The sequence below is a fragment of the Winogradskya humida genome, from assembly GCF_016862215.1.
Lineage (GTDB): Bacteria > Actinomycetota > Actinomycetes > Mycobacteriales > Micromonosporaceae > Actinoplanes > Actinoplanes humidus.
Map to the genome: position 1 here is coordinate 14,838 of NZ_BOMN01000029.1, position 23,432 is coordinate 38,269.

A 23,432-nucleotide genomic window follows, 5' to 3' on the forward strand; every position below is an offset into this window, starting at 1 on the left:
GGTCAACCCTCACCTCCGACGGACGGACCGGGAACGTTGGCCTTGCGGAGGAATCCGAGGGCAAGTCCGAGCTGGAAGCGATTGTCCACTCCGAGGCGATCCATGAGGTTACGCAGAATGTTCGTCACCGAGCGTGCGCTGATGCCGAGCTGCTCGGCCGCGGACACGTCGGTGCAGCCCTGCGCCAGCAGCGCGACCAGCGCACGCTCGCGGTCGGACAGGTTGATCTTCGGTTTCTGGGACATCGTGGGGATGCAATCACGGGCCGCCCGCGCCGGTCCAGCAATCCGGCGCCCGCTTCTGTTTCCCGCAATTTCCCCCCGACCACCCCCTCGGCCGTTGACCCCGTCGGCCGCCCTGCGCAATCTGGCTAGGGGCTCTTCGACCGGTGGGCCGGGCTCCGACATTCAGACGGGGGATGTCGGAAACCGGGCCACCGGTTTCGCCAAATTCGCACCTGATCATGGTCTTTCGGGGCGTAATGGTCGTCGTGATGAAAAAGTTCTTCGCCTTCCTCGCTGTCCTCGCCCTCCCGTTCGGCATAGCCGCGCCGGCCCGCGCCGGCACCGCGTCCCCGGCGGCCGTGACGCCGCCCTACCACGTGGTGCGGCCCGGCGAGACGATCAAGAAGATCGCCGACTTCTACGGAATCACCCCGAAGCAGCTGCGCGCGTGGAACGCGATCGTCAAGCCCAACCAGCCCAGCGTCGACGGCGTGCTGAACCTCGCGAAACCGCTGAGCCCGCTCACCGGGTGGCGCTCCTGGGTTGAGACCGTGACCCCAGGACAGGTCAACTGGGACCCGGCGAAGAACTGCCCGGTTCCGCCGGAGGACCTGCGCAAGGTCTGGGTCACGTACATCGACTTCTACGGGGTCGCCCACCCCGGCAGCATCGTCGTCAACAAGGCGATCGCGGCGCGGACCCAGAGCGTCTTCCTGGCGCTCTACCGGATGCGGTTCCGGATCCAGGGGATGAGCCCGATGACGATCAACGCGCCCTACATAACCGACTACGGCACCGTCACGGCCGGATACAGCTGCCGGCTGGTCGGCGGGACCAAGACCGTTTCCCAGCACGCGTACGGGCTGGCCATCGACGTCAACCCGGTGCAGAACCCGATGTACCGCGGGACCTACGTCGACTCGGGCACCCAGGTCACGTTCATGACGCGGTGGGCGTACCGAAGAGGCATGATGCATGCCGCCGGTGCGGTCCGGGCCTTCACCACCAACGGTTTCTACTGGGGCGGGCGCTGGCACACGCTGAAGGACTACATGCACTTCAGCCCGACCAACAAATGAGACCGGCCCGGCTCCCCGGTGCAGGGGTTCCGGGCCGGTCCACTCAGCCGATCACGGCAGCAGGAAGTTCTTCTGCGTCTGCGCGTTGAACACGTTCGTCCGGAACAGCTTGGCCAGATCGGTACGGATGTCCTTCAACTCCAGTACGTCGACACCCTTGTTGATGTCGTTGGAGTAGATGAAGCCGTTGTACCAGTACGCCGACCACGAACCACCGCTCACGAACTGCGTCGCCGAGATCGGGCCCCGCTCCCAGTAGGCCAGCTCCCTGGGCCGGGACGAGTTGGTGAAGTCCCAGACCGAGATGCCGCCCTGGTACCACGCCTGCACCATGATGTCGCGGCCAGGCACCGGGATCAGCGAGCCGTTGTGGGCCACGCAGTTCTCGGTCGCCGTGTTGGTTCGCGGGATCTTGAAGTAGCTGCGGAACTCCAGCGTGCGGTTGTTGCCGCGGCCCACGATGTCGTATACCGCGTCAGCGCCCCGGTTCGGCCCGATCTCCGGGTTGCAGGTGGCCTGGCCGCCGCCGCCGAGCTCGTCCGTGAAGACGATCTTGGTCGCGTTGTTGTTGAACGTCGCCGAGTGCCAGAAGGCGAAGTTCACGGTGTCACGTACGGTCGTGATGACCCGCGGCGCCGTCCGTACCGAGATGTCGAAGAGCACCCCGTCACCCATGCACGCACCCGCGGCGATGTTCTTGTCCGGGTACGCGGTGATGTCGTGGCAGCCGCTCGTCGCGGTGTGACCGGGTGCGCCCGGGTACGCGCCGTCCGGGAAGAGCACCGGCGCCGCGACCACGGCAGCGGCCGTGGGGTCGGCCTTCGGCACCTGGACGATCGAGATCTTGTCGTGCGGCAGGACGCAGTTGGGCTGATCCACCCCGGACGTGTTGTACGACGACACATACAGGTAGACGTTGGGGTCGCCGAACTTGCCGGGGATCAGCGTCTGGGTGTGCGAGCCGCAGTCCGTCTTGATCGACTTCAGGTAGACCGGCGTGAGCGGGTCGCTGATGTCGAAGATCTTGATGCCCTCCCAGCGCTCGCCGGGCTGCGCCGTGGTCGCCGCGACGTTGTCGCACGAGTCGTTGGTGCGCTGCGAGTCGGTGCCCAGGAAGAGCAGGTTCCCGCTGATCGAGATGTCGTTCTGCGAGCCCGGGCAGAGCACCTGAGCGGCAACGGTCGGCGTCTTCGGCTTGCTGATGTCATAGACGGCGAAACCGTTGTAATTGCCGCCGAATGCGTAGTGGCCCTTGAAGGCCCAGTCGGAGTTCGTCGTCGACGCGAACGGGCCGGTCTTCGGCAGATAGGCGACCTGTTTGAGGTTGGGCGTACTCACGATCTCGTCGACGCCGGGTGGCGTACCCGGATCGAGCGGGTCCTGCGCACTCGCGGGCGCCGTGAGCAGGGCAAGGCCGATCATGGCCGCACTGAGCACCGCCAGCCGTTTGACCTGCCGACCTCGTGGGGCAGAGTCCTTCATGAAGGCTCCTTCCGGTCCACGCACCGCTGCGGGCAGGATGATGTCACGTACGGTGCGTATTCACCTTCATCGCTACAGTAATGGCCGGGTGAAGTCCCGGGAACATTTGTTTACATCAATGCTATTTTTCTTCGGGAGGGGGCAATTCTTGATCTTTCGGGGTGGGAAGCGATGAACCGGACAGCGAAGTTCGCCGCCGCGGCCATGGCTCTGGCCGTGGCGATCTTCGTGGTCGTCGCGACGCGCTCGCAGGACCGGGAATCCGCCGCCGCACCGCGCCCCGCCGTCAGCTCGACACCGCCCCAGCGCGTCATCCTGCCGGGCCGGCCGGGCGAATCGGCCCGCGTCAGCGACTCCGACAAGATCAAGGCTCCGGGCGTCGCCACGTTCAACTCGATCGACACCGCGTTCACCCAGATGATGATCGTCCACCATGGACAGGCGGTCACCATGGCGGCGCTGGCACCCGGACGCGCCGGTGACAAGCAGCTCGCCCAGCTCGCCGCCCGGATCGGCGCGGCGCAGACCCCGGAGATCGCCTGGATGCAGGGCTGGCTGCGGGACCGCCGGCTACCCGCGAGCGACCCTTCGCACAACCACGCCACCATGCCGGGGATGCAGAGCGAGGCGGACATGGCAACGCTCGCCACGCTCGAGGGCACCGATTTCGACCGCAGGTTCGTGGCCATGATGACCAGCCATCACCAGGGCGCGATCCAGATGGCCAACGACGTTCTCCGCGGCGGCACCGACCTGCAACTCAACGAAATGGCGGGCGAGATGGCGATCGAGCAGGGCGGCGAGATAGCCCGGATGGCAGACCTCAACAGCTGAGCAACCCCGGCAGATCAACCACCGAATCGATCGTGTACGCCGGGACAGGCAGATCATCCCTGCCCAACTGATCCGCGTACTTGCCGGTCCGGACCTGCACCGAACGGGCGCCGCCGGCGTTGGCCATCGCGATGTCGGTGCTCCGGTCATCGCCCACCACCCATACCTCGGTGGCGTCCCCCGCCGCGAGTCGCAGGAAGTCCACGCTGGGCTTACCGAGCAGCCGCGCCTCGACTTCAGCGGCATATTCCACAGCAGCCACCACCGCACCCGTGTCGAGGTGGTCGCCGTCCGCGTTGCGGGTGTAGCGGCCGCGCTGCAGGGCGATCAGCTCGGCTCCGGCGCGGACGGCGCGGAAGGCCGCGTCCAGCAGGTCGAAAGTGAGAATCTCGTGGCAATCCCCGATGATCACGTGGGTGACGTCGGCGCTGGTCAGCGTGCAGAACGCGGCCAGGTCGCCGCGCACCGCCGCGTTGGCGAGCAGCAGCACCCGGGCAGACTCCCCGAGGTAGCGCTGCGCCGCGGTCACCGGGGTGAACACGTCACCCGGCGCGGCGGGAACGCCCCGGGCGCGGGCTCGGGCCAGCATGCTCGCGGCCGACTGCGAGTCGGTGTTGGTGAAGAAGCCCACCGCGAACCCACCCGCGCGCAGAGCCTCGACCGCCTCGGCGGCTCCCGCAACCGGCGCCTCCCGGTCGTACATGGTGCCGTCCAGGTCAAGCAGTACCAGCCGCACGCGCCGGCCCCCTCCGGTAGTGACGTTGCGTCGCTCACCATATCCAGCCACGGGATGCGGGACCTTGGTGCCGGCGGATAGGTTGTCGTATATGGAGCTGAAGAGCGTGCTGCGTCGTGCGCGGCTCTCGCTTGTCGCCTCCCTCTTCCTGGGCGCGCTCCTCGGTGGTCCCGCCCACTCGCCCGCGGTGGCCGCCGCCGCACAGCCCGCCTCACCGCTGGCTGCCTCTGCCGCTGCTTCCCTGGCATCCTCGCCGCTGGTCGCTTCCGACGGTGTCGCTGCCACCGATCACGCGCCGGTCGGCGGGCCGGCCTCGGTCACCGGGCTGTCCCTGGTCACCGGGCTCTCGTCGGCTGCCGGGCTCTCGTCGGTCAACGGGCTCGCATCGGCCGGCTTCCGGTCCGTTACCGGGCACGTCCCCACCTTCACGGGTTCTGATTCCCCCACCGGCTCTCCCACCATGGGTTCCGGGGCTGCAGCCGCTCCTGTGCGTGCGACTGCCGGCGTCTGGGCGGCCGCATCGGTCAGCACCGGGCCGGGTCTCGCCGCGATTTTCGCGTCTTTTGTTCTCGTTCTGCTCAGCGTTCCGGCAGCCCGTTCCCGGGCCGCCCGCCTGATCGGCCTGGTCAGCGGCGTTGTTGCCGGCCCACGGGCGCCGCCCGCCGCTGCCTGATCCTTCAGGCAGGGCCCCCGGTGCCGTCCCGCCCAGCGGAATGAATCCGGGGTCATCGATTAACGGCGCTCCTCGGTGGAAAAGGAACAGGACATGGATCTCGCCTTCCAGCTTCTCGGTGGCAACAGTGGACGGGTCGCGTTCATCTGGCTGACCCTGATCGTGCTCGCGTTCGTCGCGCTCGCCGGTCTGTCGATGCCTCGTGGCGTCCGGCGGCCCCGGCAGATCAGCGCGTGGCTCTCCGACTCGGCCACGAAGAAGCGTGCCGAGATGGAGCGCCGGGCCGCGGAGGCCCAGGAGGTCGTCCGGTATGCGGAGGAGATCTCCGTCGCCGCGCGCGGCGCCGCCGCCACCGCCGAGCGCCGCCGCGAGGACTGCCAGGAGGCCCAGGCCGGTGTCGAGCGCGCGTGGCAGTCATGGCAGGACGCCGACGCCGCCCTCGAGCGCGCCCGCCGCGCCACCGCCTACGCGCTGCCCGACACCGACAGCGACGCGGAGACCGACGACGACCGCGAGCAGGCCCTGCGCCGCGCCGCCCAGGCCGCCCACCGCCGCGGCGACCTCTCCGACGAGCAACTCCTCGACGCACTGACCCACCGCAACGGCTGGGACCCCACCCTGCAGCCGGTCGAGCAGGAGCTGATCCTGGCCCGCGCCACGGTCGACCACCGCTTCGCGACCTACCAGCGCGCGCTGAACACCGAGGACGCCGCCTGGCAGCTCGCCGACGTCGCCACGGCCGCCATCCGCACCCTGCGCGACGAGGTCAACCAGGCCCAGGCCCTGGCCGCCGCCGCCCGCGAGGCCCTCCCGGAGCAGGCCCGCGCAATCCTCGACAAGGCCGGCCTGACCCCCATCATCGTCACCACCCAGCGCATGACGACCGAGTCAGCGCCGGAGCGCTCCCGCGACGGCTCCCTGCTCGAATCCCTCACCAGCCGCCCCGCCGTCGAGCCCCCGATCGTCAACGCGATGGAAACGGTCTCTACCATGCCCATCCCCCGCCCGGCATCCGACAGCAGCGACACCACGGTCATCATGACGACCGCAGCCGCCGCAGCTGCAGCAGCCAAGCAGTCCGACACCACGGTCATCATGACGACCGCAGCCGCCGCAGCTGCAGCCAAGCAGTCCGAGGCCACGGCGGTGATGGTGACCGCCCAGGCCGCCTCCTCCACCCAGGCGGTCATGGCCCCGGCCCCCGCCCAGCGCAAGCCCTCCCCCCGCACCTACCGCTCCACCAAAACCACCCCGCTCCCCACTGCCAACGGCACACCGCAGCCGAGCAACGCCTCCGACACCACCCAGCTCGTCCGGACCACCGCCAAGACCCCGCACCCCGCCCTCCCCGACGCAGACGCCACCCAGCTCGTCCAAACTTCCTCGAGGCCCGCGCGGTCCGACGCAGACGCCACCCAGCTCGTGCGCGTTGCCTCGGAAGCCACCCAACTCGTCCAGGCCATCTCGAACCCCACCCCGTCCGCCCACTCCGAAGCAACCGCCGCCCAGCCCGCGCGGACCGATGCAGCCGCCTCCAACCTCGCGCAGACCGAAGCGGTCACCGCCCAGCCCGCGCGGACCGAAGCTGCCGCCTCCAAGCTCGCGCAGGCCGAAGCGGTCGCCGCCAAGCTCGCGCGGGCCGACGCGCAGGCCGGTGGCACGGACGCGGCGCAGGTCGTGCCGGCCGCGCGAAGTGGAGAGGCGACACAGCGCAGCGGAGAGGCGACACAGCGGGTCGTGACCAAGGTCCGCAGTGCCGAGACGAGCCAGGCCATCTCCGAGGGCGAGCCGGCAGCAACCGAGCCGACAGCCGCGAAGGACGCCCGCCAGGCCCCGGAAGGCCGCCCCACCCCAGAGGGCCGCCCCACCCCAGAGGGCCGCCCCACCCAGGAAGGCCGGCCCACCCAGGAAGGCCGGCCGACACCTGAGGGGCGCGCCGCGCGTTCCCGGCGTGAGCTGCCCGCCTGGGCCCAGCCGACCGGCGCCCGGCCGAGCATCGCGGGCGCACGCTGACCCGCATGCTTATCGCTCTGGTCACCTCGCGCGCGTTCCCGCAGCCACACTGGCATGACGACGACCTCGCCGTGCTCGCCGCGGAACTGACCTCGCGCGGCGCCACCGTCAAGACGGTGACCTGGGACGGTGGCGAACCGGTGGGCTGGACCTCGTACGACGCGGTGATGCTGCAGTCGCCGTGGAGCATGTGGACCCGGCCCCACGAGTTCGCCACCTGGCTGAAGGCGCGCGAGAACGACGGCACCCGCCTGCTCAATCCTGCCGACACGGTTCGGCTGGGCTCCGACAAGCGCTATCTTGCCCAGTTGGCTGCTGCGGGCGTACCCGTGGTGCCGTCGACTTTGATCGAAGAGCCCGACCCGGCACAGCTGCGTGAGCTCTTCCCCGCGCCCGACTCCCCCCGGCCGACGCTGGTGGCCAAACCCATCGCATCCGGTGGCGCCCTGGGCGCCCGCGAATTCACCATCGCGCAGCTTCCCGACCTGGTCGCCCACCTGCGCGCCCTGGGCCCGGCAATTGTCCAGCCCTACGTCACGGCCATCGACACCCACCGTGAGCTCGGCGTGGTCACCCTGGACGGCAGCATCTCGCACGCGATCACCAAGGCCCCGCTCCTGCGCCCGGACGAGCCGATCCGCGAACTGCACCCCGATCCGCAGCCCTACCCCGGCCTGACCGCCCAGCACGACCGGGTGATCCACCAGACCTACTCGGCCCTGCGAGCTCTACTGATCAACGAACCGCTTTCGGTACGCCTGGACTACGTCATCGATCCCGCATCCCCCAGCGGCCTCCTGCTCCTCGAAGCAGAACTCGTCGCCCCGGTGAAATTCCTCCCCCTCTTCCCCGCCGAATGCGCCAACCTCGCCGAAGCCATCCTCGCCCGCGCCGCCGCCTGACCCCCACCTCCGCACACCGCCCACTCCCCAGGCCACCTGACCACCCGCCTCCAGACCAGGCCGCGCTGACTCAGACAGGGCTGACTCAGACAGGGCTGACTCAGGGCAGGCTGAGTCAGGCAGGGCTGGTTTCGATCACTCGGCTGGCGAGGGCGGACAGGCGGCGTTGCTCGGGGTCGGTGAGACCGCTGACCAGGACGGCGACGTCCGCGCCGAAGTCGCGTTCGACCTCCTCGGCCAGCGCCCGCCCCCGATCGGTGAGAACGACCTCCACAGCCCGCCGGTCACGCTCCGAGGGAACCCGGGTGACGAGCCCCCGCGCGCTCGCACGATCCACCAGGCCCGTAATGCTCGATTTGTCCAGCTCAAGCAGTGCGGCCAGCTGATTGACCCCGGGCCGCCGGTCCCGCAGCACGCCCAGCAGCCGAACCTGTGTCATCGACAGGTCGTGGGCGGCGGCCCGCTTGGCCAGCGCCCCCTGCACCAGAAAAGTGAGCTGCGCCAGCCCGTCGACGATCCCCAGATCCTGTGACATGTCAGCCACCATACTTGATTTGGTTTGCGACCCCAACTACATTAGTTGGTGTCACAAACTAAACGAGGGGGTTCCCATGCACGCAGCCGTAGTCACTTCGTTCGACGAACCGCCGCACTACCAGGAGTTCGACCTCCCCCAGGTGCACGATCCCGACGTGGAGCTGGTCGACGTGCTCGCGGTCGGCCTGCACCCGAGGGTCCGCTCCGGCGCATCGGGCCGGCACTACACGAGCACCGGCGCCCTGCCGCTGATCCCCGGCATCGACGGCGTCGCCCGCCGCCCCGACGGCACCGTCGTCTACTTCGTCGCCGACGACGACCTCCCCGGTCCGATGGCAGAGCAGACCCTCATCGATGTACGCCGCACCGTGCCACTCCCACCCACCGCCCACATCCCGACGATCGCGGCAGCGATGAACCCCGCGATGTCCTCCTGGGTGGCCCTGCGCCGGCGCGTCCCCCTGCAGAAGGGCCAGAGCGTCCTGGTCCTCGGCGCAACGGGCAACGCCGGAGCCATGGCCGTCCAGGTCGCCAAACACCTCGGCGCCGGCCAGGTCATCGCAGCCGGCCGCACCAGCAGCAGCACCAGCAGGACCAGCAGCGACGGCAGTAGCTGGACCAGCACCGGCAGCAGCAGCGGCGGAGCCGGCACCGACGCCGGAGCCGTGCTGCCCCTGGACCCGGACGCGCTGGCCGAGGCCGCCAAGGATGTCGACATCGTCCTCGACTACCTCTGGGGCAAACCGGCCCAGGAAGCCATGACGCCGATCATCAAAGCCCGCGCGGACCGCAGCAAGGCCCTGGACTGGATCCAGATCGGCTCAGTCGCGGGCCCGACGATCGAGCTGCCGTCAGTGGTCCTGCGCTCGGCCAACTTCCGCATCCTCGGCAACGGCCAGGGCGCGGTCTCGACCCGTGGCTACCTCGCGGAGCTGCCCGCTCTGATCGACGAGCTCGCCGCCGGTTCCTTCGGCATCAAAACGCGTACGGTCCCGCTCTCCGAAGTGACCCAGGCCTGGCAGACCCCCGGAGCCCGCGATGAGCGGGTGGTGCTAATCCCGTGAGAAGGACCAGCTCACGCCGTCGGCACCGTCCCTGAGCTCGATGCCGGCGGCGGCCAGCGCGTCCCGGACGGCGTCGGCGATCGGGTAGTCGCGGCGGTCCCGGAGCTGGGAGCGGATGGCGAGGAGCGGCTGCACCAGCGGGCGGAACCGGTCGGCGGGGTCGATGACTCCGGTCGCGGCGACCTCCCCGAGACGTACGACCAGCGCCCGCAGCACGGCACGGGCCTGTCCGGCGCCGTCGTCCTCCTCGGTGTCGGAGCTCCAGGCGTGCACAGTGGACTCCAGGTCGAGGATGCAGCGGACCATCCCGGACGCGTCACGCCGGCGCAGTGCCTGGTCGAAACGGTGCTCGCACTCGGCGGCGACCTCCGACACCGTGGGCTGCGGTTCCACGACGGCGGTCCGCTGTTTCGGGATGGCGCGGGCGATCGTGCCGTGGTGGGCGAGGGCACGGAGCTCGGTCAGGGTCAGCGTGACACCGGCGGGGAAGACCGTGTTTCGGCCCTGTCTTCGTACGGTGAGAACTCCTCGACCCACCACCTGCACCGAGTCCTCGTCGGGGTTGAGGAAAACGGCGGTGTGCTCGTCGACCCCGATGATCGCGGCATCGTCCGGCAGGCTCTCCTCCATCCCGCGCAACCGCCGCTCGCCCAGGTAGCAGAAGCGGGTGTCGTGCGTGCCACCCTCGGCGTTGTCGTAGTGCGGGATGAGCGCGACCCGCAGGTCCAGGTGTTTCAGCAGGTCAAGGCCGTCGACCCAGTGCGGTGGCTCACCGGTTTTGTAGACCTCGTAGACCGGGACCGCCCATCTCCCCAGGGTCGCGGCCGCCGCGGAGGCGAACACCGTGACCTTCTGCCCGAGCCGGAACCGGTCGTGCAGGGCCTGTGCGGTCGAGCCGGACCAGGAGCGCATCGCGTACGTCGGGCTGCCCGGCCCGGAGAACAACCAGTCGGCGGAGCGGACCATCGCCAGCCCGCGGTCCCCGTCGCCACCATGATCAAGCCCCCTCAGCCCGGGGGCGGTGACGACGCGGAGCCCGACGCTGCGCTCGAAATACTGGCAGGCCTTGGCGGAGATCTCAGCGACGTTCTCCTGAAACCCGTACGGCGTCTCGATCAGGACGGCGGACGCGCCGGGGCCGAGCCGGGCGGCGATCGTGCGGTGAATGCTGACCATCGTCGGGCTGGTCTCGCCCGACCCCATGATTGCCAGAAACAAGCGAACCACCCTGAGTCGGGGGACATTCACGTCGTTCTTGTTGCCACATTATGGCAATTGCCGGATCATTGCCATGTGGATCTAGCCATGGTCGCGGTCGAGACCCTCCTGATCGGCGTGCACGACGGCCATCTCACCTACCGGGCCGCCGAGGAGAGCCTCGCCGACAACGAACACCCCGACGCGGCAGCCCGGCGCCTGGCCGGTTTCGGGCCGCCTTTCGGCCCGCCTTTCGGCCCGCCGGTGAACGGCCGGCTGATCCACTCGACCTCATGGCGCTTCGACGGCGGGCGCATCGTCCTCACCTATGCGGCGCTCCCCGATCCGGATCCGGCCACGGCACAGCGCTTCCCAGCTTTAGGGGCCACGACCGCGACGGGTACGGCCCTCAACCCGTCACCGCCGCACGTCGATCGGGCCGACGTGATCGCCCACGCCGCCCGCCACCTGGCATTCCTCCACCGGACCGATCCCGCCGTGGCCGAGGCGGCGCTCGAGCACCCACCCCTGTGGGCGCTGCTCGACGCGTACCAACCGGATGTTGCCGGCCCGGTGCGGCCCCTTCGCTGAAATTTCGCAGCAAAAGCTTGCAAACACTGGACAGTCTCTTGTGGGTTTCATCACAGAGGACCTAAGGTCCCCTCACGTCCTTCTCCGGAGAAAGAAGCCCCTCGATGCTGATGAAAGCGAGGCGGCGCAGCGTTCCACCGCGCCTGGCCGCCCTTGCCGTTATCCCCCTTGTCGCCGTCTCCCTCAACGCCACCCCGGCCCACGCCGCCCCCGCGCCTTTTGTCACCCGGGCCGGGCTCGATCCGGCACTCGTCGCCGGTCGTGGTGCTGCCGTGAACTTCGCCGAGCAGGAGGCGGAGAACGCCCGCTTCACCGGCACGCTCATCGGCCCGGACCGCAGCGCCTACTCCCTGCCCGCCGAGGCGTCCGGCCGCAAGGCGGTCCAGCTCGCCGCCGGCCAGTACGTCGAGTTCACCCTCCCCGCGGCCACCAATGCGATCACCGTCCGCTACTCCATTCCCGATGCGCAGGGTGGCGGCGGAATCACGGCACCGCTGACAGTCACCGCCGGACGTGACTCCCGCACGATGACGCTGACCTCGCAGTACTCGTATCTCTACAACCAGTACCCGTTCAGCAACGACCCGCAGACCGGTCTGCTGCACCCCGACTGGTGGATCACCGAGTGTGCATGCGTGCCCGCCGCCACCTCACCGGCGCCGGAGATCACCAAGCCGTTCCGCCCCATGCACTTCTACGACGAGCAGCGTCTTCTCCTCGGCAAGACCTACCGCGCGGGTTCGACCATTCGGCTCACCGCTTCTTCGCCGACCGTGATCGACCTGCTCGACTCCTCACTTGTATCGGCTCCCCATGTCGAGCTGGTCGCCGCCAATGTCCTGCTCTTCGGCGCCGACCCGACCGGCCGGCGCGATTCGGCGCCCGCATTCGACAAGGCGATCGCGTTCGCCCGTAAGGCCAAGCTCAAGGTCTACGTGCCACCCGGCACCTACCAGGTCAATCGGCACATCATCGTCGACGACGTGACCATCGAGGGCGCGGGTAACTGGTACACGATCATCAAGGGCCACCAGGTGACCCTCCCAACTCCGGCCCCGGACGGTTCGGTGCACACCGGGGTCGGCTTTTACGGCAAGGAAGGCGGCAGCAGCAACGTCCACCTCCGCGATTTCGCCATCGAGGGCGACGTGCGCGAACGGATCGACACCGACCAGGTCAACGGCGTCGGCGGCGCGCTCAGCAATTCCACGATCGAGGGCCTGCACATCCGGCACACCAAGGTCGGCATGTGGTTCGACGGCCCGATGGACAACCTGAGAATCAGCGGGAACATCATTGTCGACCAGATCGCCGACGGCCTGAACTTCCACACCGGCGTCACCAATTCCCTGGTACGCAACAACTTCGTGCGTAACAGCGGCGACGACGGCCTCGCCCTGTGGTCGGAGAAGACGGCGGATTCCGGCAACACGTTCGACCACAACACGGTGCAGACCCCGACCCTGGCCAACGGCATCGCCGTCTACGGCGGCACGGACAACACGATTTCCGCGAACCTGATCGCCGACCCGATCCGCGAGGGCAGCGGCCTGCACGTCGGTTCCCGCTTCGGCGCCGAACCGTTCGCCGGCGCCCTGACCATCAAGGACAATTCCGTCGTACGCGCGGGCACACTCGAACTGAACTGGAACATCGGCCTCGGCGCCATCTGGTTCTACGCCCTCGACGGCAGCATCAACGCCGACATCAGCGTCACCGGCGACCATTACCTCGACAGCACCTACAACGCCGTCCTGCTGGTCAGCGACTGGGGCGTGAAGGACCTCTACTCCATCAACGACGTAGCCTTCAAAAACCTCCACATCGACGGTACGGGCACCTCGGTCGTCAGCGCCCGCACAGCCGGCTCCGCCTCATTCGAAAACGTCGACGCCCGCAACGTAGGCGCGGTCGGCGTGAACAACTGCGGCTCCTTCCACTTCACCCCGGCCGGTTCCGAGTTCACCCTCACCGACCGCGGCAGAAACGACGGCGCCTGGCTCAGCCCGTACGTCCCCAACACCATCACCTGCAACGACCGCCCACCGGTCGTCCCCCCGCCCGCCCCGACTACCTGGCCTTAGCCCCAGCGCCGTAGACCAGCCTCGGCCCGTCCGCGCGCTGAGTAGTGCCGATCCTTTCCAGCCCAACGCGTTCGGCAACCCGCCACGACGCCACATTCCCGGGATGCACAATCGCGACAACTGGCAGGTCGGGCAGATCCCGGCCTGCCAGTCTCACGGCTTCCCGCGCCAGCACGCCGCATCTTAAGCTCGGTCGATGCGGACTCTGGGAGTTGCCATCGCGGGTTTCGGGTGGATGGGCCGGGTGCACACGCAGGCCTATCTGCGACTCCCCCACCATTTCCCCGATCTGTCGGTACGCCCGGAGCTGATCGCGGTGGCCGACGAAGTCCCCGGCCGTGCGGCAGAAGCAGCCACCACGTACGGATTCGCGAAGTCCACGCTGGACTGGCGAGAACTACTGACAGACCCGGCGATCGACGCGGTCAGCATCACCGCCCCGAATTTCCTGCACCGCGAACTCGGCGAGGCATTTGCCCGGGCCGGTAAACACATCTGGATCGAAAAGCCGGTCGGCCTGACCCGCGCCGACGCCCTCGCCGTGGCCGACGCCGCCAGTTCCACGGGCGTGACCGGCACGGTGGGCTTCAACTACCGCAACGCCCCCGCCGTCGACACCGCCCGCACCGTGATCGCCAAGGGCGGGATCGGCACGGTCACCCACGCGCGCTTCCGTTTCCTCAGCGATTACGCAGCCGACCCGTCAAGCGCCCTGACCTGGCGATACTCGCGCGAGCGCGGCGGCAACGGGGTGCTGGGAGACCTTGCCTCGCACGGCGTCGACCTGATCCGGCACCTCTTGGGCGACATCTCCGCGCTCGTAGCGGACACGGCCATCTTCATCACCGACCGTGCCATCCCCACCTCGGCGACCTCGGGCCACGCCCGCGCCGACGGCGGCACGCTGGGGCCGGTCGAGAACGAGGACTACGTGTCGGCCCAGCTGCGCCTCGCGTCAGGCGCCCGGGTGATCCTGGAGGCGAGCCGGGTCTCGGTCGCGGACCAGAACAACTACGGCTTCGAGATCCACGGTACGCAGGGTGCGCTCGCCTGGGACTACCGCCGCATGGGTGAACTCTCCCTCAGCACCGTCGGCACCGTCTTCGTAGGCCCGGGCGACGGCGCCTACGCAGCGTTCCAGCCCGGCGCCGCCAACCCCATGAGCTACGACGACCTCAAAGTCATCGAGGCCCGCCACTTCGTCCACTCGATCACCACCGGCACCCCGCACGGCGCCACCCTCACCGACGCCGTCCGCAGCGCCGAAGCCCTCGACGCCATGTCCCTCTCGGCCGCCACCGGAAACTGGGTGCCACTCCCCTGAGGTGACGTACTCGTCAGAGGACTCGCCGCGTACGTCACTCTTGCGGGTGAATGCCTTGAAGGCCCCTCCCGTTGTTGAATGAGATACCACATAGCTCCGGACCCTGGCGGAGGTCCATCACCGGGGAGTCGCTATGACCATGCTGTCCGACCAGAGCCTGCACCAGAGCCTGGTCAGCCGCATAGCAGCCGGGGATCCCATAGCCCTCCGCACGCTGTACGGCGCCCTGTGCGAGGCCGCCTACCGCGAGATCCAGCGCGTCCTCTCCCACCCCCACGACGTCGAAGCCGTCGTGCAGGCCACGTTCGTCGAGGTCTGGTGGCTGGCTCGCTACCACACGCAGAACGACGACATCCCCGCCTGGGTCACCGCGGTCGCCGCCCACCGGGCCGCCGAACGCCACCGGGTGGTCACCTCCGGCGCCCACCTCGAAGAAGAGGACAACCGCCTGATCCTCACCCGCATCCTGGGTTAGGCCCCTATTTTCGGTACGCCTTCCAGCGCGCTGAAGTACGCCTCCGCGATCACCGCATGCCCGGACCGGTTCGGATGAATCCGGTCCTCGGCCCAGTCCCGCGACGCCGTCGAACGCAGCACCTCATCAAACCCATCCTGGGTACGGACGGCAACGGCGTCGAACTCGGCCGCGCTGGGCACTGCCCTGTCGGGGTGGCTGCCGAAGGCGTGCCAGATGTCATTGATCCCGATCATGATCGACGTAACCGTCCCCATAGGGCGCGGCCGCGCCCCGACGGTCGCAGTCGGTGATGCTGTCGCCGATGAAGACAATGCGCTGTCCAGTAGTGAAAAGCATGTCGCCATTTTATTCACTGGCGCTGCTGTGCGGCATGGTGCAAGCTGTATCCATCGGCAGCGAACGACGCTGACGGGGACAGCCACCTTGAGGGGAGTTGAACGCCATGTCGCAGAACGGGTCGCAGCAGGATAAATGGTCCGTCGCGTCAGTCGATCAGTCTCTCGTCGAACAGTCCCTGGTCAGCGGATCGCTTGCCGGGGAGTCGCTCGTCTGGCGATCACTGCGAGGTCGCTCGCTGCGTGGCGTATCACTGCGAGGTCGCTCGCTGCAGGGCCGTGAGCTGGAGCGATGGTGCGGGTAGAGCAGATTTAGTCTGCTTCTGCGCCGCCCACCTCAGCCGAGGACGGGGCGGCTTTTTCGTACCCTACGGGTGTAGCTCAACGGTAGAGCACCGGCCTCCAAATCCGAAGGTTGCAGGTTCGATTCCTGTCACCCGTGCGCTTTGCTATTTGGTAATTAAACAGTGGATGGCACATGCCTGCCGCCGATTTTAATGGCGGCAGAATACGTCCGTGAGGCTGAGGTAGGTAGACCATCGGACTCTCGATCCGAAAGACCGGGTTCGACCCCCGGACGGACGACGCGGCTGTAGCACAACGGCAGTGCGCCGCCTTGCCATGGCGGATACCGGGGTTCGACTCCCCGCAGCCGCTCGCGATGCGAGCTAGTGCAATCTGGCAGCACGCCCGGCTCTGAACCGGGAGGTTGGGGGTTCGAGTCCTCCGCTCGCAGCAACATCTTGCCCGGGTAGCCCAACGGTAGAGGCGTCCGATTCAGGGTCGGAAGGTTGAGGGTTCGAATCCCCCTCCGGGTACATGTCGATGTAGCTCAATTGGTAGAGCATCCGCCTGTCGAGCGGAAGGTCGCGGGTTCGATCCCCGTCGTCGGCGCAAGGTCCCCATGGCGCAGCTGGACAGCGCGCGACGCTACGAACGTCGAGGCCGCAGGTTCGAATCCTGCTGGGGACACGTTTTGCAGGATTTCGCAGCTTCACCGGCGGGATTTCGCAAGCTTCACAGGGAGGAGCCAGCCGACAGCCGGCGCCGGCCACCGTCTCGAAAACGGTTGGGGCTCAACACCCGTGGCGGTTCGACCCCGCCCTCCTCCGCAAGGCAAGGCCCGCCTTTTCTGCAAGGCAAGACACAGCAAGCGCCGTTAGCTCAGTGGGTAGAGCGGCCGACTTTTAATCGGCTTGTCGCAGGTTCGAACCCTGCACGGCGTACTGCGGGACAGAGCAGCTCGGAGTGCTCGCGGGCCTCATAAGCCCGAGATCGCCGGTTCAAATCCGGCTCCCGCTCCCGTTCCGATGGCTCAGCTTGGTAGAGCGCCGTTTCGACAAGACGGAGGACCCTGGTTCAAATCCAGGTCGGAACACGAACGTCCCCCGAGGCGCGGTGGACGAACAGGTAGAGTCGCCCGGTTTTCACCCGGGAATTTGCGGGTTCAAGTCCCGTCCGCGCTACTCAACCCCGTGCCATCCACTGCAGACCCACTCGTCGCGCCTACTCGTCGCGCCAGCTGAAGCGCGGCGCGTAGCCCAGGTCGCGCCGAGCCTTGCCGATCGACAGCAACGTGTCGTTGACCCCGAGCTCACCGCGGATCTCGACCCCCGGGAACACCTCAGCGACCAACTCCGCGTTGGGCCGCGACATCACCGTGTCCGCATTGGCAATGATGTAGACCTCGGCGCCCGTCGCCGCGCTCTCCAAGGCCAGCCGCACCGCCTGCGCACCATCGCGAGCATCGATATATCCCCACAGATTCCACTTCCGCAACTGCGCATCGGCATCAAACGACGGGAACGCCGCATAATCGGCCGGCTCCATCACATTCGAGAACCGCAGCCCGATCATCTTCAACGTCGGATCCCACCGGCAGAGCTCACCGGCCATCCGCTCCTCCAGCGTCTTGACCAGCGAATACGTCGACTCAGGCCGCGGTGCGTACTCTTCGTCGACCGGAATGTAGGGCGGCGGAACATCAAACGGCAACCCCAGCACAGTCTCACTGGAAGCCCACACAATATTCCGTACGCCAGCCCGCCGAGCCGCCGTCACCACGTGGAAACTGGAGTTCATGTTGTTGCTGAACGTCACCTGATCAGGCGCGATCCCCGGAGCCGGAATCGCCGCAAGATGCACCAGCGCATCAACCCCGCTGTACCGCTCCTCCACCCCGTGCATGGCGTCGAGCACCTGCCCGTACTCCGTCAGATCAACGGGAACAAACACCGCCCCCGCCGCCGCCTCAGCCCCAGCCGGCTTCACCCGATCAAAAACAACAACATCCCATCCGTACGCCGCAAGCTCCGAAACCACCGCCCGCCCAAGCTTCCCCGCCCCACCCGTAACAACAACACGAGGCATGCCGCTCTCCCTTGGTCCCTGGTGATCTCCATCCCTATCCTGGCACGCCATGGACACCCCGCAATTCGTCATCACCGAGGTCCACGACATCCCCAACCGCGGGGGCCTCGTCGTCGTGGGCAGGTCCGTCGAATTCACCGGCATCCCCCGCTTACGTGACGCCGCCACCGGCCGGCCCATCCGCGTTCTCGGAGTCGACCACCCCACGCCCCGAACCCGCCTCACGGGCGAGACAATTTTGGTCGTCGATCGCGCTGACGGCGTACACGTAGGGGTAGGGCGAGTGTGGGTCCTCAGAAGGACCCGATTCGCGGTGGAAAGAACCGACCGGATCTCCGGTCGCCCCTGGCTCTTCGTCACCGGAATGACCACCATCGCCCGTTGACACTGCCGCGGCTATTCACGCGGGTGACGTACTGACGCTCAACTGAAAACGGCAGGCGCGACGTTCCCGCCACACCTGCCGCCGTCGGGGCTTACTTGGAGATGCGGCTCAGTTCCGCAATCGCCTGAGCGGCCTTGATGTACTTGTTGCCGGCGAGGTCGCCAACCGTCTTGATGTTGAACGCCTTCTGCAGCGCCTCACCGTCCGCGTCGCTGACCCCGGCCAGCGCGGTGACAGGAGCGTTGACCAGCTCGGCCAGCGGAGTGGACTCGTAGGCCTTGACCAGAGCAGCGTCGAGGTTCACGGAGATCGCCATTGCATGCGTTCCTCACTGTAGGGAACCACCGAGCGGACGCCCGGCGCGGGTGAGACCCTACCGTTACCCAACCGCAAAAGATCAAACACCTCAGTAGTAGTAGGCATGAGCGGTAGCCGGCGCCACCCCCGCCCGCCGATAAGCCCGCATGATCGCAACCACCACCTGGCCGAACAACCCCCGGTCCACACCCTCCGCGGCCCCCACGGCCTCACCGGCGGCATAGTCAAACAACAGGTCGCCGACAGGTCGCCCACTGCTATCTACCGGCCTGAACCTCTGCGCTTCAACCTCGAACGTCACGAAGCCGTGCCGCTGATCGGCCTCCCAGCGATAAAGCACCACCTCACCGCCCTGGTCACCTTCGGCCCAGATGCCGATCGAGGCGGTCATGGCCGGCACCGCCCACAGTTACCGAGCACCGTCAGTAGTCCTTCCGCTGGTAGCCGACCCCGTCCCGAGCCGCAGCTTCAGGATCCCACGTATAGCCGGCATCGTTCGTGGCGGTGTGCGCGCGGCCGTAGCTTGGATCGCCGGTGCTGGCCATGTACTCCGCCTCGAAGCGCTCGTGCCTGAGCAGATCGATATCGGCCGGGTGTGGGTTGCCGTCAGCGAGCCGCTGCCACGCCTCAGCCATACGTGGATTGGCATCGAAACGAGCCAGGGTGCTGTCCCCGTACAGGTCGAGTAAGTGTTCCTCGCGAAAAACATGATTTTTGATCAACGTGATGTCCTCAGGGCTGAATCCGTGTTCTCGCGCAGCCGCAGCGACCGCCGACAGCTCGTCGTCGCCGGCCCTGAACAACTCATAAGCTCGATCCGCCCACACATCCTCGAAGTCAATGTCGCCACGCGGACGCCGCAACTCGCCACCGGTCTGGCGGAGAGGGGAGGGGGCTTCCGAGGCGGCGTCTGCCGGATCGGAGCGGCTGAGCTTGTGGAGTGTCCGCTTGAGTCCATCCAGCACGCCGGTCAGTTCGTCGAGCTTTCCGGTCAGTCGGCGCAGGCTGTTGAGCAACGCTCGGACAAAGCCCTGGATGCGATCGAACCATTTGGCGACCAAGGCAGCCACCTGACCGATCACCACCGGGGTGGCAAGACCGAGAGTCAGGCCTTCCTCTGCCAGCCACTGAGGCAGACGGGCGGCAAGCGTGGCAACGAATTGCGCTATCAGATCGCGGACGATGCCCCGGACCAGACCGACAAGCAGTCCGGCACCTTCCACCGCGTAAGAGATGGCTTCGGATGCCTTAGCGATACCGCCGAGAACATTCAGGTGCAGGGCTGAATGCCCACGATATGCATCGCCGGAGGAACCAGACCATTCCGCTGTCTGCGATCGGACAGCGTCGGCGTATCGCTGCTGGGTGGCGATAGTGGCCGCGGCGACATTACGCCAGGTCGCGGCGTGGGCAGCGACCTCGTCTGGCTGGCCGGCCAGCCAGTCCAAGGCCTCCTGAAGCGGCCTGACATGCTCCATCAGCCAGCTCACGCCCCAGGCCACCAGCGATCCGAGCGGGTCGACAACCACACCGAGCACATCCAAGGTGCCGCCGACGCCACCCAGCGTGCCGTCAACCCAGCTGTTGTCATGGATGCCGTCGCTGATCTGCGCCGCGTCCTCGGCCAAACCGAGACCGGTGAACCAGGTTGTCGAGCTTTCCGCCTTCGCGGCCAGGGGGTTGTCGGTCATAGCGGCAGTTCGAGGCCCGGAACCACGGCTGACCGGAACCGTTGGGCACTACCGGAGTCGGCGCCCGTCATGGCAGAGGCTGTCGCGCGCAGGTTCAGCTCAGTCTCCCCGAGCGCATCCACCGCGTCACTCAGGACGTCGGTAGCGCCGCTGAACAAGGGGTTGAGCAGCGCAGGCAGGAATTGGCAAAGTTGGCCGTACGCCTCGCTGCCCATCGCAACCGTTGCCGCCGCATCCCGAGCCTGGGCCATGCCATCGGATGCTTCGCCGACCGAGCCCGCGTGCCGCAAGACCGTCTCAGCCGGAAACGCCATCCCCTCGCTCATCGACCCTCCTCACGCTCGGCCACATTCACCCACCGCCCTACCTCGTCAACGCCGTGTCGCGTGCCTCCCCGCAGCGCGACATCCATTGACATCCATCAGAAGAATACCGAAGACTGCTTTCTGTATCTGCCCCGTCACTTACCGCCACCGAACCTTCCAGACGGCAACGCGCCTCCAGAACCTGCGCGAGCCGGGCCTCACCAGGCCCAACTCCACCAACCGCGGAACGTCACATGTCGGCATCTCGTACACAGCGCACCCAAACCCATCGCGAGTCCTACCACCAGCGCCGACATTCCCCTGGAGCACCGGTGGAGACCACTCAGCGCGCCCGAACAACCGGGGGGATCACGTGGTAGGTAAGATGTCGGCCGTAGGCCCTCGTAGCTCAGGGGATAGAGCATCGGTTTCCTAAACCGTGTGTCGCAGGTTCGATTCCTGCCGGGGGCACCTGTGTGATGTCTCGGGACATCGGAATAGCCCGGACCTACGTTTTCGTAGGTCCGGGTTGTTTGTTTGTGGGCGTGGGGGCGGATGGCCGGACTCCGACGGTCACCGCTGGGTCTCCCGCTCTATCGAATACACCTCGGGTCGGGCTGTCTTGCGTAAACCTTGACCTGCCCTGCAGCCGGATCAGCGGCTGGTTGCGCTGCGATTGTGGCTCATTGCTGGGCGACGAACGCTGCCAGTCGTTCACTCACCGGGCTGACGTGTGGACGTGGCGGCCGGGTGTAATAGTCCGGTTTGACCTCGCGGAGCAGGTTCTCGCCGTCACGGCTCCACTCGAATTTCGGCCGCTTCAGCAGCCGCCGGAACACGATGGTCGCCTTCTCCGGGTCCTGCTCGGCCAGCCGCCGGAGCACCATTGGCTCCACGCTGTCGTCGTGCAGGTACTCCAGCGTGTGTTCACGCCACCGGCGGCGCCGCAGCAGGTCGGGGTTGGCGAACGCCTGCGCGACGAGGCCGAACTCGGCGTAGAAGCCGATCCCGTCTGTCTCGTCATAGATCAGCGCCACCGTGTCGGAGTCGACCATGGCCGGCGGCAACGTCACCGCGACTCCGGCGGGTGGTCCGTCGGGTTCCGGCCGGCCGAGGATCTCCTCCCGGCAAAACGCGTAGAAGGCGTTCAACCTGTCCTGCGCCTGCTCACCGGGGACCACGACGAGGTCGGCGCCGAAGAACCTGACGAACCGGTCCCGGTCGGCGCGCTGCTGCTTCCACGCCAGCGCCAGCTTGTCCGGGTTCCGGAACACCGCCTCCGGGGTCCGCAATGCCATGTCCATCGCCAACCCGTACGCGATATCCCGGTCAGCGGCGCGCAGCAGGGTGATCGGCCCGGACAGCATCCACTCGTCACCGACCGCGACCAGGCGGGCGATGAGGAAAGACCCGCGTGGCGTACGCCGGAAGATGCCAGGCCCCATGTTGGAACGCACCCGATAGGTCAGCTCGTCCACCAGGCTCTGCACCAGCAGCGCCGGACCATCACGGCGAAGCACCTCGAACGGGCCCTGCACGACGTCCCGCCAGCCCAGCAGCATCTCCCGCTCCGCCTCGGGCAACTGCGGGTTCGCCGCGACGAACTGCTCCACCACGGTGCGGCCGTTGACCAGCTTGTGCTCCAGCACGAAGCAGTCCCACAGCAGGATCAGCCGCTGCTCGTCGAGTTCCTCTGACCCGCTGCCGTACCGGTCGAGGAACTCGGACGCGGCACGGTCATACCTGGGCTGCTGGGAGAACGCCACCAGCTCGCCCTTGAGATTGCCCGCCCGTTCCAAAATTTCTGGATCAACCACCGGTGCTCCCGATCATGAATCCGATATGGATCGGCCAACCCTATCGACGGTTCTGACGGCTTCACTCGCGTGGGTGAAGCCGTCAGCTGTCGCGGAACGGGTCCCCGCCGATCGGCGCCTTACGAGACGCCTCAGGTGGACCAGTGGATCACCCAATCCCGTTCCCGCTGGGGTATCGGCTCGCCGTTGAGTGCGGCACTCATCGCCTCTGCGGCGTTTCTACCGTGCCCGCCGGCGTACTTCTTGTATGCCTCGTCGCACTCGATGTAGATGGCACCGTTGATCAGGTGGGTGCGTACGGCGAAGCCGGTCCTTTGCCGGATGCGGGCGCGGACGGCTTTGCGAAGCTGGCTCTGCTGGTCGCCGGGTACGCCGTGGATCTCGGCGCACCCGTGCCGGTCGATGACTGTGTCGGCAGCGAGTTGGGCGACCAGCGCGAGCCGGTCGTCGGGCTCCGGCTTTTCTTGTTGGGCGGGGGCGGCGGGGTCCGCGGAGTGGTTCCGGGCCGGCGGGGTGATTGTGAAGCTGCTCAATCGCCGGTTTGATCCGGCCTGGCCGGATGATGTTCCTGTGACCCTCGCCTGTGCGGCCGAGTTGCTGACGGTCCGTGATGTGGGGCGCGACCGCGCGGTGGCTGAGGCGCTCGCGGATGAGGTGGGCTGGTGGCTTCATCGTCAGGATGAGTTGATCACTCAGTTGCAGAGGCTGCTGGCCCAGCTGCAGCTCTACAAGTACGAGGACACGCGCGATTCCTCTGCTCTCTACCTCGCGACGGTGATGCTCGCCGACGTTGTCGTCCGGATGAGCCCCTCCGAAGTGACCGACAGGCGGGCCGAGGAGCTGGTGCTGGTGCTGGTGAAGCACTTCCGGGCCACCGGCGAGGTCGACAGCCTGGACCGCGCCGAGCAGGCCTGTCAGAAGTATCCGGCGGTGGGGGCGCTGTACCTTCCGCAGGTCCGGAAGATGCGGGGGCAGCCTGCCTAGGGCGGGCTT

25 protein-coding genes and 13 tRNA genes are annotated in these 23,432 nt (G+C 67.5%); 25 read left to right on the forward strand and 13 right to left on the reverse strand.

The window, feature by feature from the left end:
- Positions 1-2: 2 nt before the first annotated feature.
- The gene (locus Ahu01nite_RS12185) at positions 3-245 is read right to left on the reverse strand and encodes a helix-turn-helix domain-containing protein (RefSeq protein WP_203836598.1); all 243 of its coding nucleotides are present in this window, start codon (positions 243-245) and stop codon (positions 3-5) included.
- Between the two features lie 248 nt (positions 246-493).
- Here Ahu01nite_RS12185 and Ahu01nite_RS12190 point away from each other — a divergent pair, with 248 nt between their 5' ends.
- Positions 494-1,303 carry a M15 family metallopeptidase gene (locus Ahu01nite_RS12190; protein WP_239158796.1) on the forward strand — a complete coding sequence of 270 codons (810 nt, stop codon included), beginning with the start codon at positions 494-496 and terminating at the stop codon, positions 1,301-1,303.
- Positions 1,304-1,354: 51 nt separating this feature from the next.
- Here Ahu01nite_RS12190 and Ahu01nite_RS12195 read toward each other — a convergent pair whose 3' ends face one another.
- Positions 1,355-2,785 carry an LVIVD repeat-containing protein gene (locus tag Ahu01nite_RS12195; RefSeq protein ID WP_203836600.1) on the reverse strand — a complete coding sequence of 477 codons (1,431 nt, stop codon included), beginning with the start codon at positions 2,783-2,785 and terminating at the stop codon, positions 1,355-1,357.
- A 171-nt stretch (positions 2,786-2,956) separates the two neighbouring features.
- On the opposite strand from Ahu01nite_RS12195, the gene Ahu01nite_RS12200 reads away from it, so the two are divergent.
- Positions 2,957-3,619, forward strand: a complete 663-nt coding sequence (locus tag Ahu01nite_RS12200) for a DUF305 domain-containing protein (protein ID WP_203836601.1) — start codon at positions 2,957-2,959, stop codon at positions 3,617-3,619.
- Here the strand turns inward: Ahu01nite_RS12200 and Ahu01nite_RS12205 are convergent.
- Positions 3,609-4,355 (reverse strand): HAD-IIA family hydrolase, encoded by a 747-nt coding sequence (locus Ahu01nite_RS12205; protein ID WP_203836602.1) that lies wholly within the window; start codon positions 4,353-4,355, stop codon positions 3,609-3,611. The genes Ahu01nite_RS12200 and Ahu01nite_RS12205 overlap by 11 nt on opposite strands.
- Before the next feature lie 91 nt (positions 4,356-4,446).
- On the opposite strand from Ahu01nite_RS12205, the gene Ahu01nite_RS12210 reads away from it, so the two are divergent.
- From Ahu01nite_RS12210 to Ahu01nite_RS12220, 3 genes are all read left to right on the forward strand, one after another.
- Positions 4,447-5,028 (forward strand): hypothetical protein, encoded by a 582-nt coding sequence (locus Ahu01nite_RS12210; RefSeq protein ID WP_203836603.1) that lies wholly within the window; start codon positions 4,447-4,449, stop codon positions 5,026-5,028.
- A gap of 93 nt (positions 5,029-5,121) precedes the next feature.
- Complete coding sequence (locus tag Ahu01nite_RS12215) at positions 5,122-7,041, forward strand: hypothetical protein (protein WP_203836604.1); 1,920 nt, start codon at positions 5,122-5,124, stop codon at positions 7,039-7,041.
- A gap of 5 nt (positions 7,042-7,046) precedes the next feature.
- Entirely contained in the window at positions 7,047-7,943 is an 897-nt protein-coding gene (locus Ahu01nite_RS12220) for an ATP-grasp domain-containing protein (RefSeq protein WP_203836605.1), read from the forward strand.
- 115 nt (positions 7,944-8,058) lie between these two features.
- Here Ahu01nite_RS12220 and Ahu01nite_RS12225 read toward each other — a convergent pair whose 3' ends face one another.
- Positions 8,059-8,478, reverse strand: coding sequence for a MarR family winged helix-turn-helix transcriptional regulator (locus Ahu01nite_RS12225; protein WP_203836606.1), 420 nt, complete (start codon positions 8,476-8,478; stop codon positions 8,059-8,061).
- 76 nt (positions 8,479-8,554) lie between these two features.
- On the opposite strand from Ahu01nite_RS12225, the gene Ahu01nite_RS12230 reads away from it, so the two are divergent.
- The gene (locus tag Ahu01nite_RS12230; protein ID WP_203836607.1) at positions 8,555-9,544 is read left to right on the forward strand and encodes a quinone oxidoreductase family protein; all 990 of its coding nucleotides are present in this window, start codon (positions 8,555-8,557) and stop codon (positions 9,542-9,544) included.
- Here the strand turns inward: Ahu01nite_RS12230 and Ahu01nite_RS12235 are convergent.
- Positions 9,533-10,762, reverse strand: coding sequence for a hypothetical protein (locus Ahu01nite_RS12235; protein ID WP_203836608.1), 1,230 nt, complete (start codon positions 10,760-10,762; stop codon positions 9,533-9,535). The genes Ahu01nite_RS12230 and Ahu01nite_RS12235 overlap by 12 nt on opposite strands.
- A 75-nt stretch (positions 10,763-10,837) precedes the next feature.
- On the opposite strand from Ahu01nite_RS12235, the gene Ahu01nite_RS12240 reads away from it, so the two are divergent.
- From Ahu01nite_RS12240 to Ahu01nite_RS12255, 4 genes are all read left to right on the forward strand, one after another.
- Complete coding sequence (locus Ahu01nite_RS12240) at positions 10,838-11,332, forward strand: hypothetical protein (protein ID WP_203836609.1); 495 nt, start codon at positions 10,838-10,840, stop codon at positions 11,330-11,332.
- Positions 11,333-11,436: 104 nt separating this feature from the next.
- Positions 11,437-13,416 carry a glycosyl hydrolase family 28-related protein gene (locus Ahu01nite_RS12245; RefSeq protein WP_438874769.1) on the forward strand — a complete coding sequence of 660 codons (1,980 nt, stop codon included), beginning with the start codon at positions 11,437-11,439 and terminating at the stop codon, positions 13,414-13,416.
- A 196-nt stretch (positions 13,417-13,612) separates the two neighbouring features.
- Positions 13,613-14,740 carry a Gfo/Idh/MocA family protein gene (locus tag Ahu01nite_RS12250; protein WP_203836610.1) on the forward strand — a complete coding sequence of 376 codons (1,128 nt, stop codon included), beginning with the start codon at positions 13,613-13,615 and terminating at the stop codon, positions 14,738-14,740.
- A gap of 133 nt (positions 14,741-14,873) precedes the next feature.
- The gene (locus Ahu01nite_RS12255) at positions 14,874-15,215 is read left to right on the forward strand and encodes an RNA polymerase sigma factor (protein ID WP_203836611.1); all 342 of its coding nucleotides are present in this window, start codon (positions 14,874-14,876) and stop codon (positions 15,213-15,215) included.
- Here the strand turns inward: Ahu01nite_RS12255 and Ahu01nite_RS12260 are convergent.
- Positions 15,212-15,451 (reverse strand): SGNH/GDSL hydrolase family protein, encoded by a 240-nt coding sequence (locus Ahu01nite_RS12260; protein WP_239158797.1) that lies wholly within the window; start codon positions 15,449-15,451, stop codon positions 15,212-15,214. The two genes, Ahu01nite_RS12255 and Ahu01nite_RS12260, sit on opposite strands and share 4 nt — an antisense overlap.
- Positions 15,452-15,923: 472 nt before the next feature.
- On the opposite strand from Ahu01nite_RS12260, the gene Ahu01nite_RS12265 reads away from it, so the two are divergent.
- The 12 genes from Ahu01nite_RS12265 (at position 15,924) to Ahu01nite_RS12320 (ending at position 17,019) form a co-directional block, all read left to right on the forward strand.
- Positions 15,924-15,995: transfer RNA gene (locus Ahu01nite_RS12265), tRNA-Trp, on the forward strand.
- Between the two features lie 69 nt (positions 15,996-16,064).
- A tRNA-Glu gene (locus Ahu01nite_RS12270) sits at positions 16,065-16,138 on the forward strand.
- Position 16,139: 1 nt separating this feature from the next.
- Positions 16,140-16,210, forward strand: a tRNA-Gly gene (locus Ahu01nite_RS12275).
- 5 nt (positions 16,211-16,215) lie between these two features.
- Positions 16,216-16,289, forward strand: a tRNA-Gln gene (locus Ahu01nite_RS12280).
- Positions 16,290-16,298: 9 nt separating this feature from the next.
- A tRNA-Leu gene (locus Ahu01nite_RS12285) sits at positions 16,299-16,371 on the forward strand.
- Positions 16,372-16,374: 3 nt separating this feature from the next.
- Positions 16,375-16,447 (forward strand) — tRNA-Asp (locus Ahu01nite_RS12290).
- Between the two features lie 4 nt (positions 16,448-16,451).
- Positions 16,452-16,525, forward strand: a tRNA-Arg gene (locus Ahu01nite_RS12295).
- Positions 16,526-16,576: 51 nt separating this feature from the next.
- Positions 16,577-16,665, forward strand: a tRNA-Ser gene (locus tag Ahu01nite_RS12300).
- Between the two features lie 41 nt (positions 16,666-16,706).
- Positions 16,707-16,779, forward strand: a tRNA-Lys gene (locus Ahu01nite_RS12305).
- Between the two features lie 2 nt (positions 16,780-16,781).
- A tRNA-Met gene (locus Ahu01nite_RS12310) sits at positions 16,782-16,854 on the forward strand.
- Positions 16,855-16,857: 3 nt separating this feature from the next.
- Positions 16,858-16,931 (forward strand) — tRNA-Ser (locus Ahu01nite_RS12315).
- 14 nt (positions 16,932-16,945) lie between these two features.
- A tRNA-Glu gene (locus Ahu01nite_RS12320) sits at positions 16,946-17,019 on the forward strand.
- A 40-nt stretch (positions 17,020-17,059) separates the two neighbouring features.
- On the opposite strand, the gene Ahu01nite_RS12325 is transcribed toward Ahu01nite_RS12320, so the two are convergent.
- Positions 17,060-17,923, reverse strand: coding sequence for an NAD-dependent epimerase/dehydratase family protein (locus Ahu01nite_RS12325; RefSeq protein WP_203836612.1), 864 nt, complete (start codon positions 17,921-17,923; stop codon positions 17,060-17,062).
- Between the two features lie 49 nt (positions 17,924-17,972).
- On the opposite strand from Ahu01nite_RS12325, the gene Ahu01nite_RS12330 reads away from it, so the two are divergent.
- A complete protein-coding gene (locus tag Ahu01nite_RS12330) occupies positions 17,973-18,308 on the forward strand; it encodes a hypothetical protein (protein WP_203836613.1) in 336 nt (111 codons plus the stop codon).
- Positions 18,309-18,399: 91 nt separating this feature from the next.
- Here Ahu01nite_RS12330 and Ahu01nite_RS12335 read toward each other — a convergent pair whose 3' ends face one another.
- From Ahu01nite_RS12335 to Ahu01nite_RS12350, 4 genes are all read right to left on the reverse strand, one after another.
- Positions 18,400-18,624, reverse strand: a complete 225-nt coding sequence (locus Ahu01nite_RS12335) for a hypothetical protein (protein WP_203836614.1) — start codon at positions 18,622-18,624, stop codon at positions 18,400-18,402.
- 90 nt (positions 18,625-18,714) lie between these two features.
- The gene (locus Ahu01nite_RS12340; protein WP_203836615.1) at positions 18,715-19,017 is read right to left on the reverse strand and encodes a hypothetical protein; all 303 of its coding nucleotides are present in this window, start codon (positions 19,015-19,017) and stop codon (positions 18,715-18,717) included.
- A 31-nt stretch (positions 19,018-19,048) separates the two neighbouring features.
- Entirely contained in the window at positions 19,049-20,317 is a 1,269-nt protein-coding gene (locus Ahu01nite_RS50340; protein ID WP_239158798.1) for a hypothetical protein, read from the reverse strand.
- Entirely contained in the window at positions 20,314-20,643 is a 330-nt protein-coding gene (locus tag Ahu01nite_RS12350; RefSeq protein ID WP_203836616.1) for a hypothetical protein, read from the reverse strand. The genes Ahu01nite_RS50340 and Ahu01nite_RS12350 overlap by 4 nt, the downstream gene beginning before the upstream one ends.
- Positions 20,644-21,020: 377 nt before the next feature.
- Here Ahu01nite_RS12350 and Ahu01nite_RS12355 point away from each other — a divergent pair.
- Positions 21,021-21,093 (forward strand) — tRNA-Arg (locus Ahu01nite_RS12355).
- A 212-nt stretch (positions 21,094-21,305) separates the two neighbouring features.
- On the opposite strand, the gene Ahu01nite_RS12360 is transcribed toward Ahu01nite_RS12355, so the two are convergent.
- Positions 21,306-22,439, reverse strand: coding sequence for a hypothetical protein (locus Ahu01nite_RS12360; protein WP_203836617.1), 1,134 nt, complete (start codon positions 22,437-22,439; stop codon positions 21,306-21,308).
- Positions 22,440-22,570: 131 nt separating this feature from the next.
- Positions 22,571-22,972, reverse strand: coding sequence for a hypothetical protein (locus Ahu01nite_RS12365; RefSeq protein ID WP_203836618.1), 402 nt, complete (start codon positions 22,970-22,972; stop codon positions 22,571-22,573).
- On the opposite strand from Ahu01nite_RS12365, the gene Ahu01nite_RS12370 reads away from it, so the two are divergent.
- Positions 22,959-23,423: a hypothetical protein gene (locus Ahu01nite_RS12370; protein WP_203836619.1), complete on the forward strand. Its 465-nt coding sequence runs from the start codon at positions 22,959-22,961 to the stop codon at positions 23,421-23,423. The genes Ahu01nite_RS12365 and Ahu01nite_RS12370 overlap by 14 nt on opposite strands.
- The last annotated feature ends 9 nt before the right edge of the window (positions 23,424-23,432 follow it).

Coding starts and splice junctions, on each gene's coding strand:
- Ahu01nite_RS12185 (WP_203836598.1), bottom strand. CDS start 245: ATGTCCCAGAAACCGAAGATCAACCTGTCCGACCGCGAGCGTGCGCTG.
- Ahu01nite_RS12190 (WP_239158796.1), top strand. CDS start 494: ATGAAAAAGTTCTTCGCCTTCCTCGCTGTCCTCGCCCTCCCGTTCGGC.
- Ahu01nite_RS12195 (WP_203836600.1), bottom strand. CDS start 2,785: ATGAAGGACTCTGCCCCACGAGGTCGGCAGGTCAAACGGCTGGCGGTG.
- Ahu01nite_RS12200 (WP_203836601.1), top strand. CDS start 2,957: ATGAACCGGACAGCGAAGTTCGCCGCCGCGGCCATGGCTCTGGCCGTG.
- Ahu01nite_RS12210 (WP_203836603.1), top strand. CDS start 4,447: ATGGAGCTGAAGAGCGTGCTGCGTCGTGCGCGGCTCTCGCTTGTCGCC.
- Ahu01nite_RS12215 (WP_203836604.1), top strand. CDS start 5,122: ATGGATCTCGCCTTCCAGCTTCTCGGTGGCAACAGTGGACGGGTCGCG.
- Ahu01nite_RS12220 (WP_203836605.1), top strand. CDS start 7,047: ATGCTTATCGCTCTGGTCACCTCGCGCGCGTTCCCGCAGCCACACTGG.
- Ahu01nite_RS12225 (WP_203836606.1), bottom strand. CDS start 8,478: ATGTCACAGGATCTGGGGATCGTCGACGGGCTGGCGCAGCTCACTTTT.
- Ahu01nite_RS12230 (WP_203836607.1), top strand. CDS start 8,555: ATGCACGCAGCCGTAGTCACTTCGTTCGACGAACCGCCGCACTACCAG.
- Ahu01nite_RS12245 (WP_438874769.1), top strand. CDS start 11,437: ATGCTGATGAAAGCGAGGCGGCGCAGCGTTCCACCGCGCCTGGCCGCC.
- Ahu01nite_RS12250 (WP_203836610.1), top strand. CDS start 13,613: ATGCGGACTCTGGGAGTTGCCATCGCGGGTTTCGGGTGGATGGGCCGG.
- Ahu01nite_RS12255 (WP_203836611.1), top strand. CDS start 14,874: ATGACCATGCTGTCCGACCAGAGCCTGCACCAGAGCCTGGTCAGCCGC.
- Ahu01nite_RS12260 (WP_239158797.1), bottom strand. CDS start 15,451: ATGATCGGGATCAATGACATCTGGCACGCCTTCGGCAGCCACCCCGAC.
- Ahu01nite_RS12325 (WP_203836612.1), bottom strand. CDS start 17,923: ATGCCTCGTGTTGTTGTTACGGGTGGGGCGGGGAAGCTTGGGCGGGCG.
- Ahu01nite_RS12330 (WP_203836613.1), top strand. CDS start 17,973: ATGGACACCCCGCAATTCGTCATCACCGAGGTCCACGACATCCCCAAC.
- Ahu01nite_RS12335 (WP_203836614.1), bottom strand. CDS start 18,624: ATGGCGATCTCCGTGAACCTCGACGCTGCTCTGGTCAAGGCCTACGAG.
- Ahu01nite_RS12340 (WP_203836615.1), bottom strand. CDS start 19,017: ATGACCGCCTCGATCGGCATCTGGGCCGAAGGTGACCAGGGCGGTGAG.
- Ahu01nite_RS50340 (WP_239158798.1), bottom strand. CDS start 20,317: ATGACCGACAACCCCCTGGCCGCGAAGGCGGAAAGCTCGACAACCTGG.
- Ahu01nite_RS12350 (WP_203836616.1), bottom strand. CDS start 20,643: ATGAGCGAGGGGATGGCGTTTCCGGCTGAGACGGTCTTGCGGCACGCG.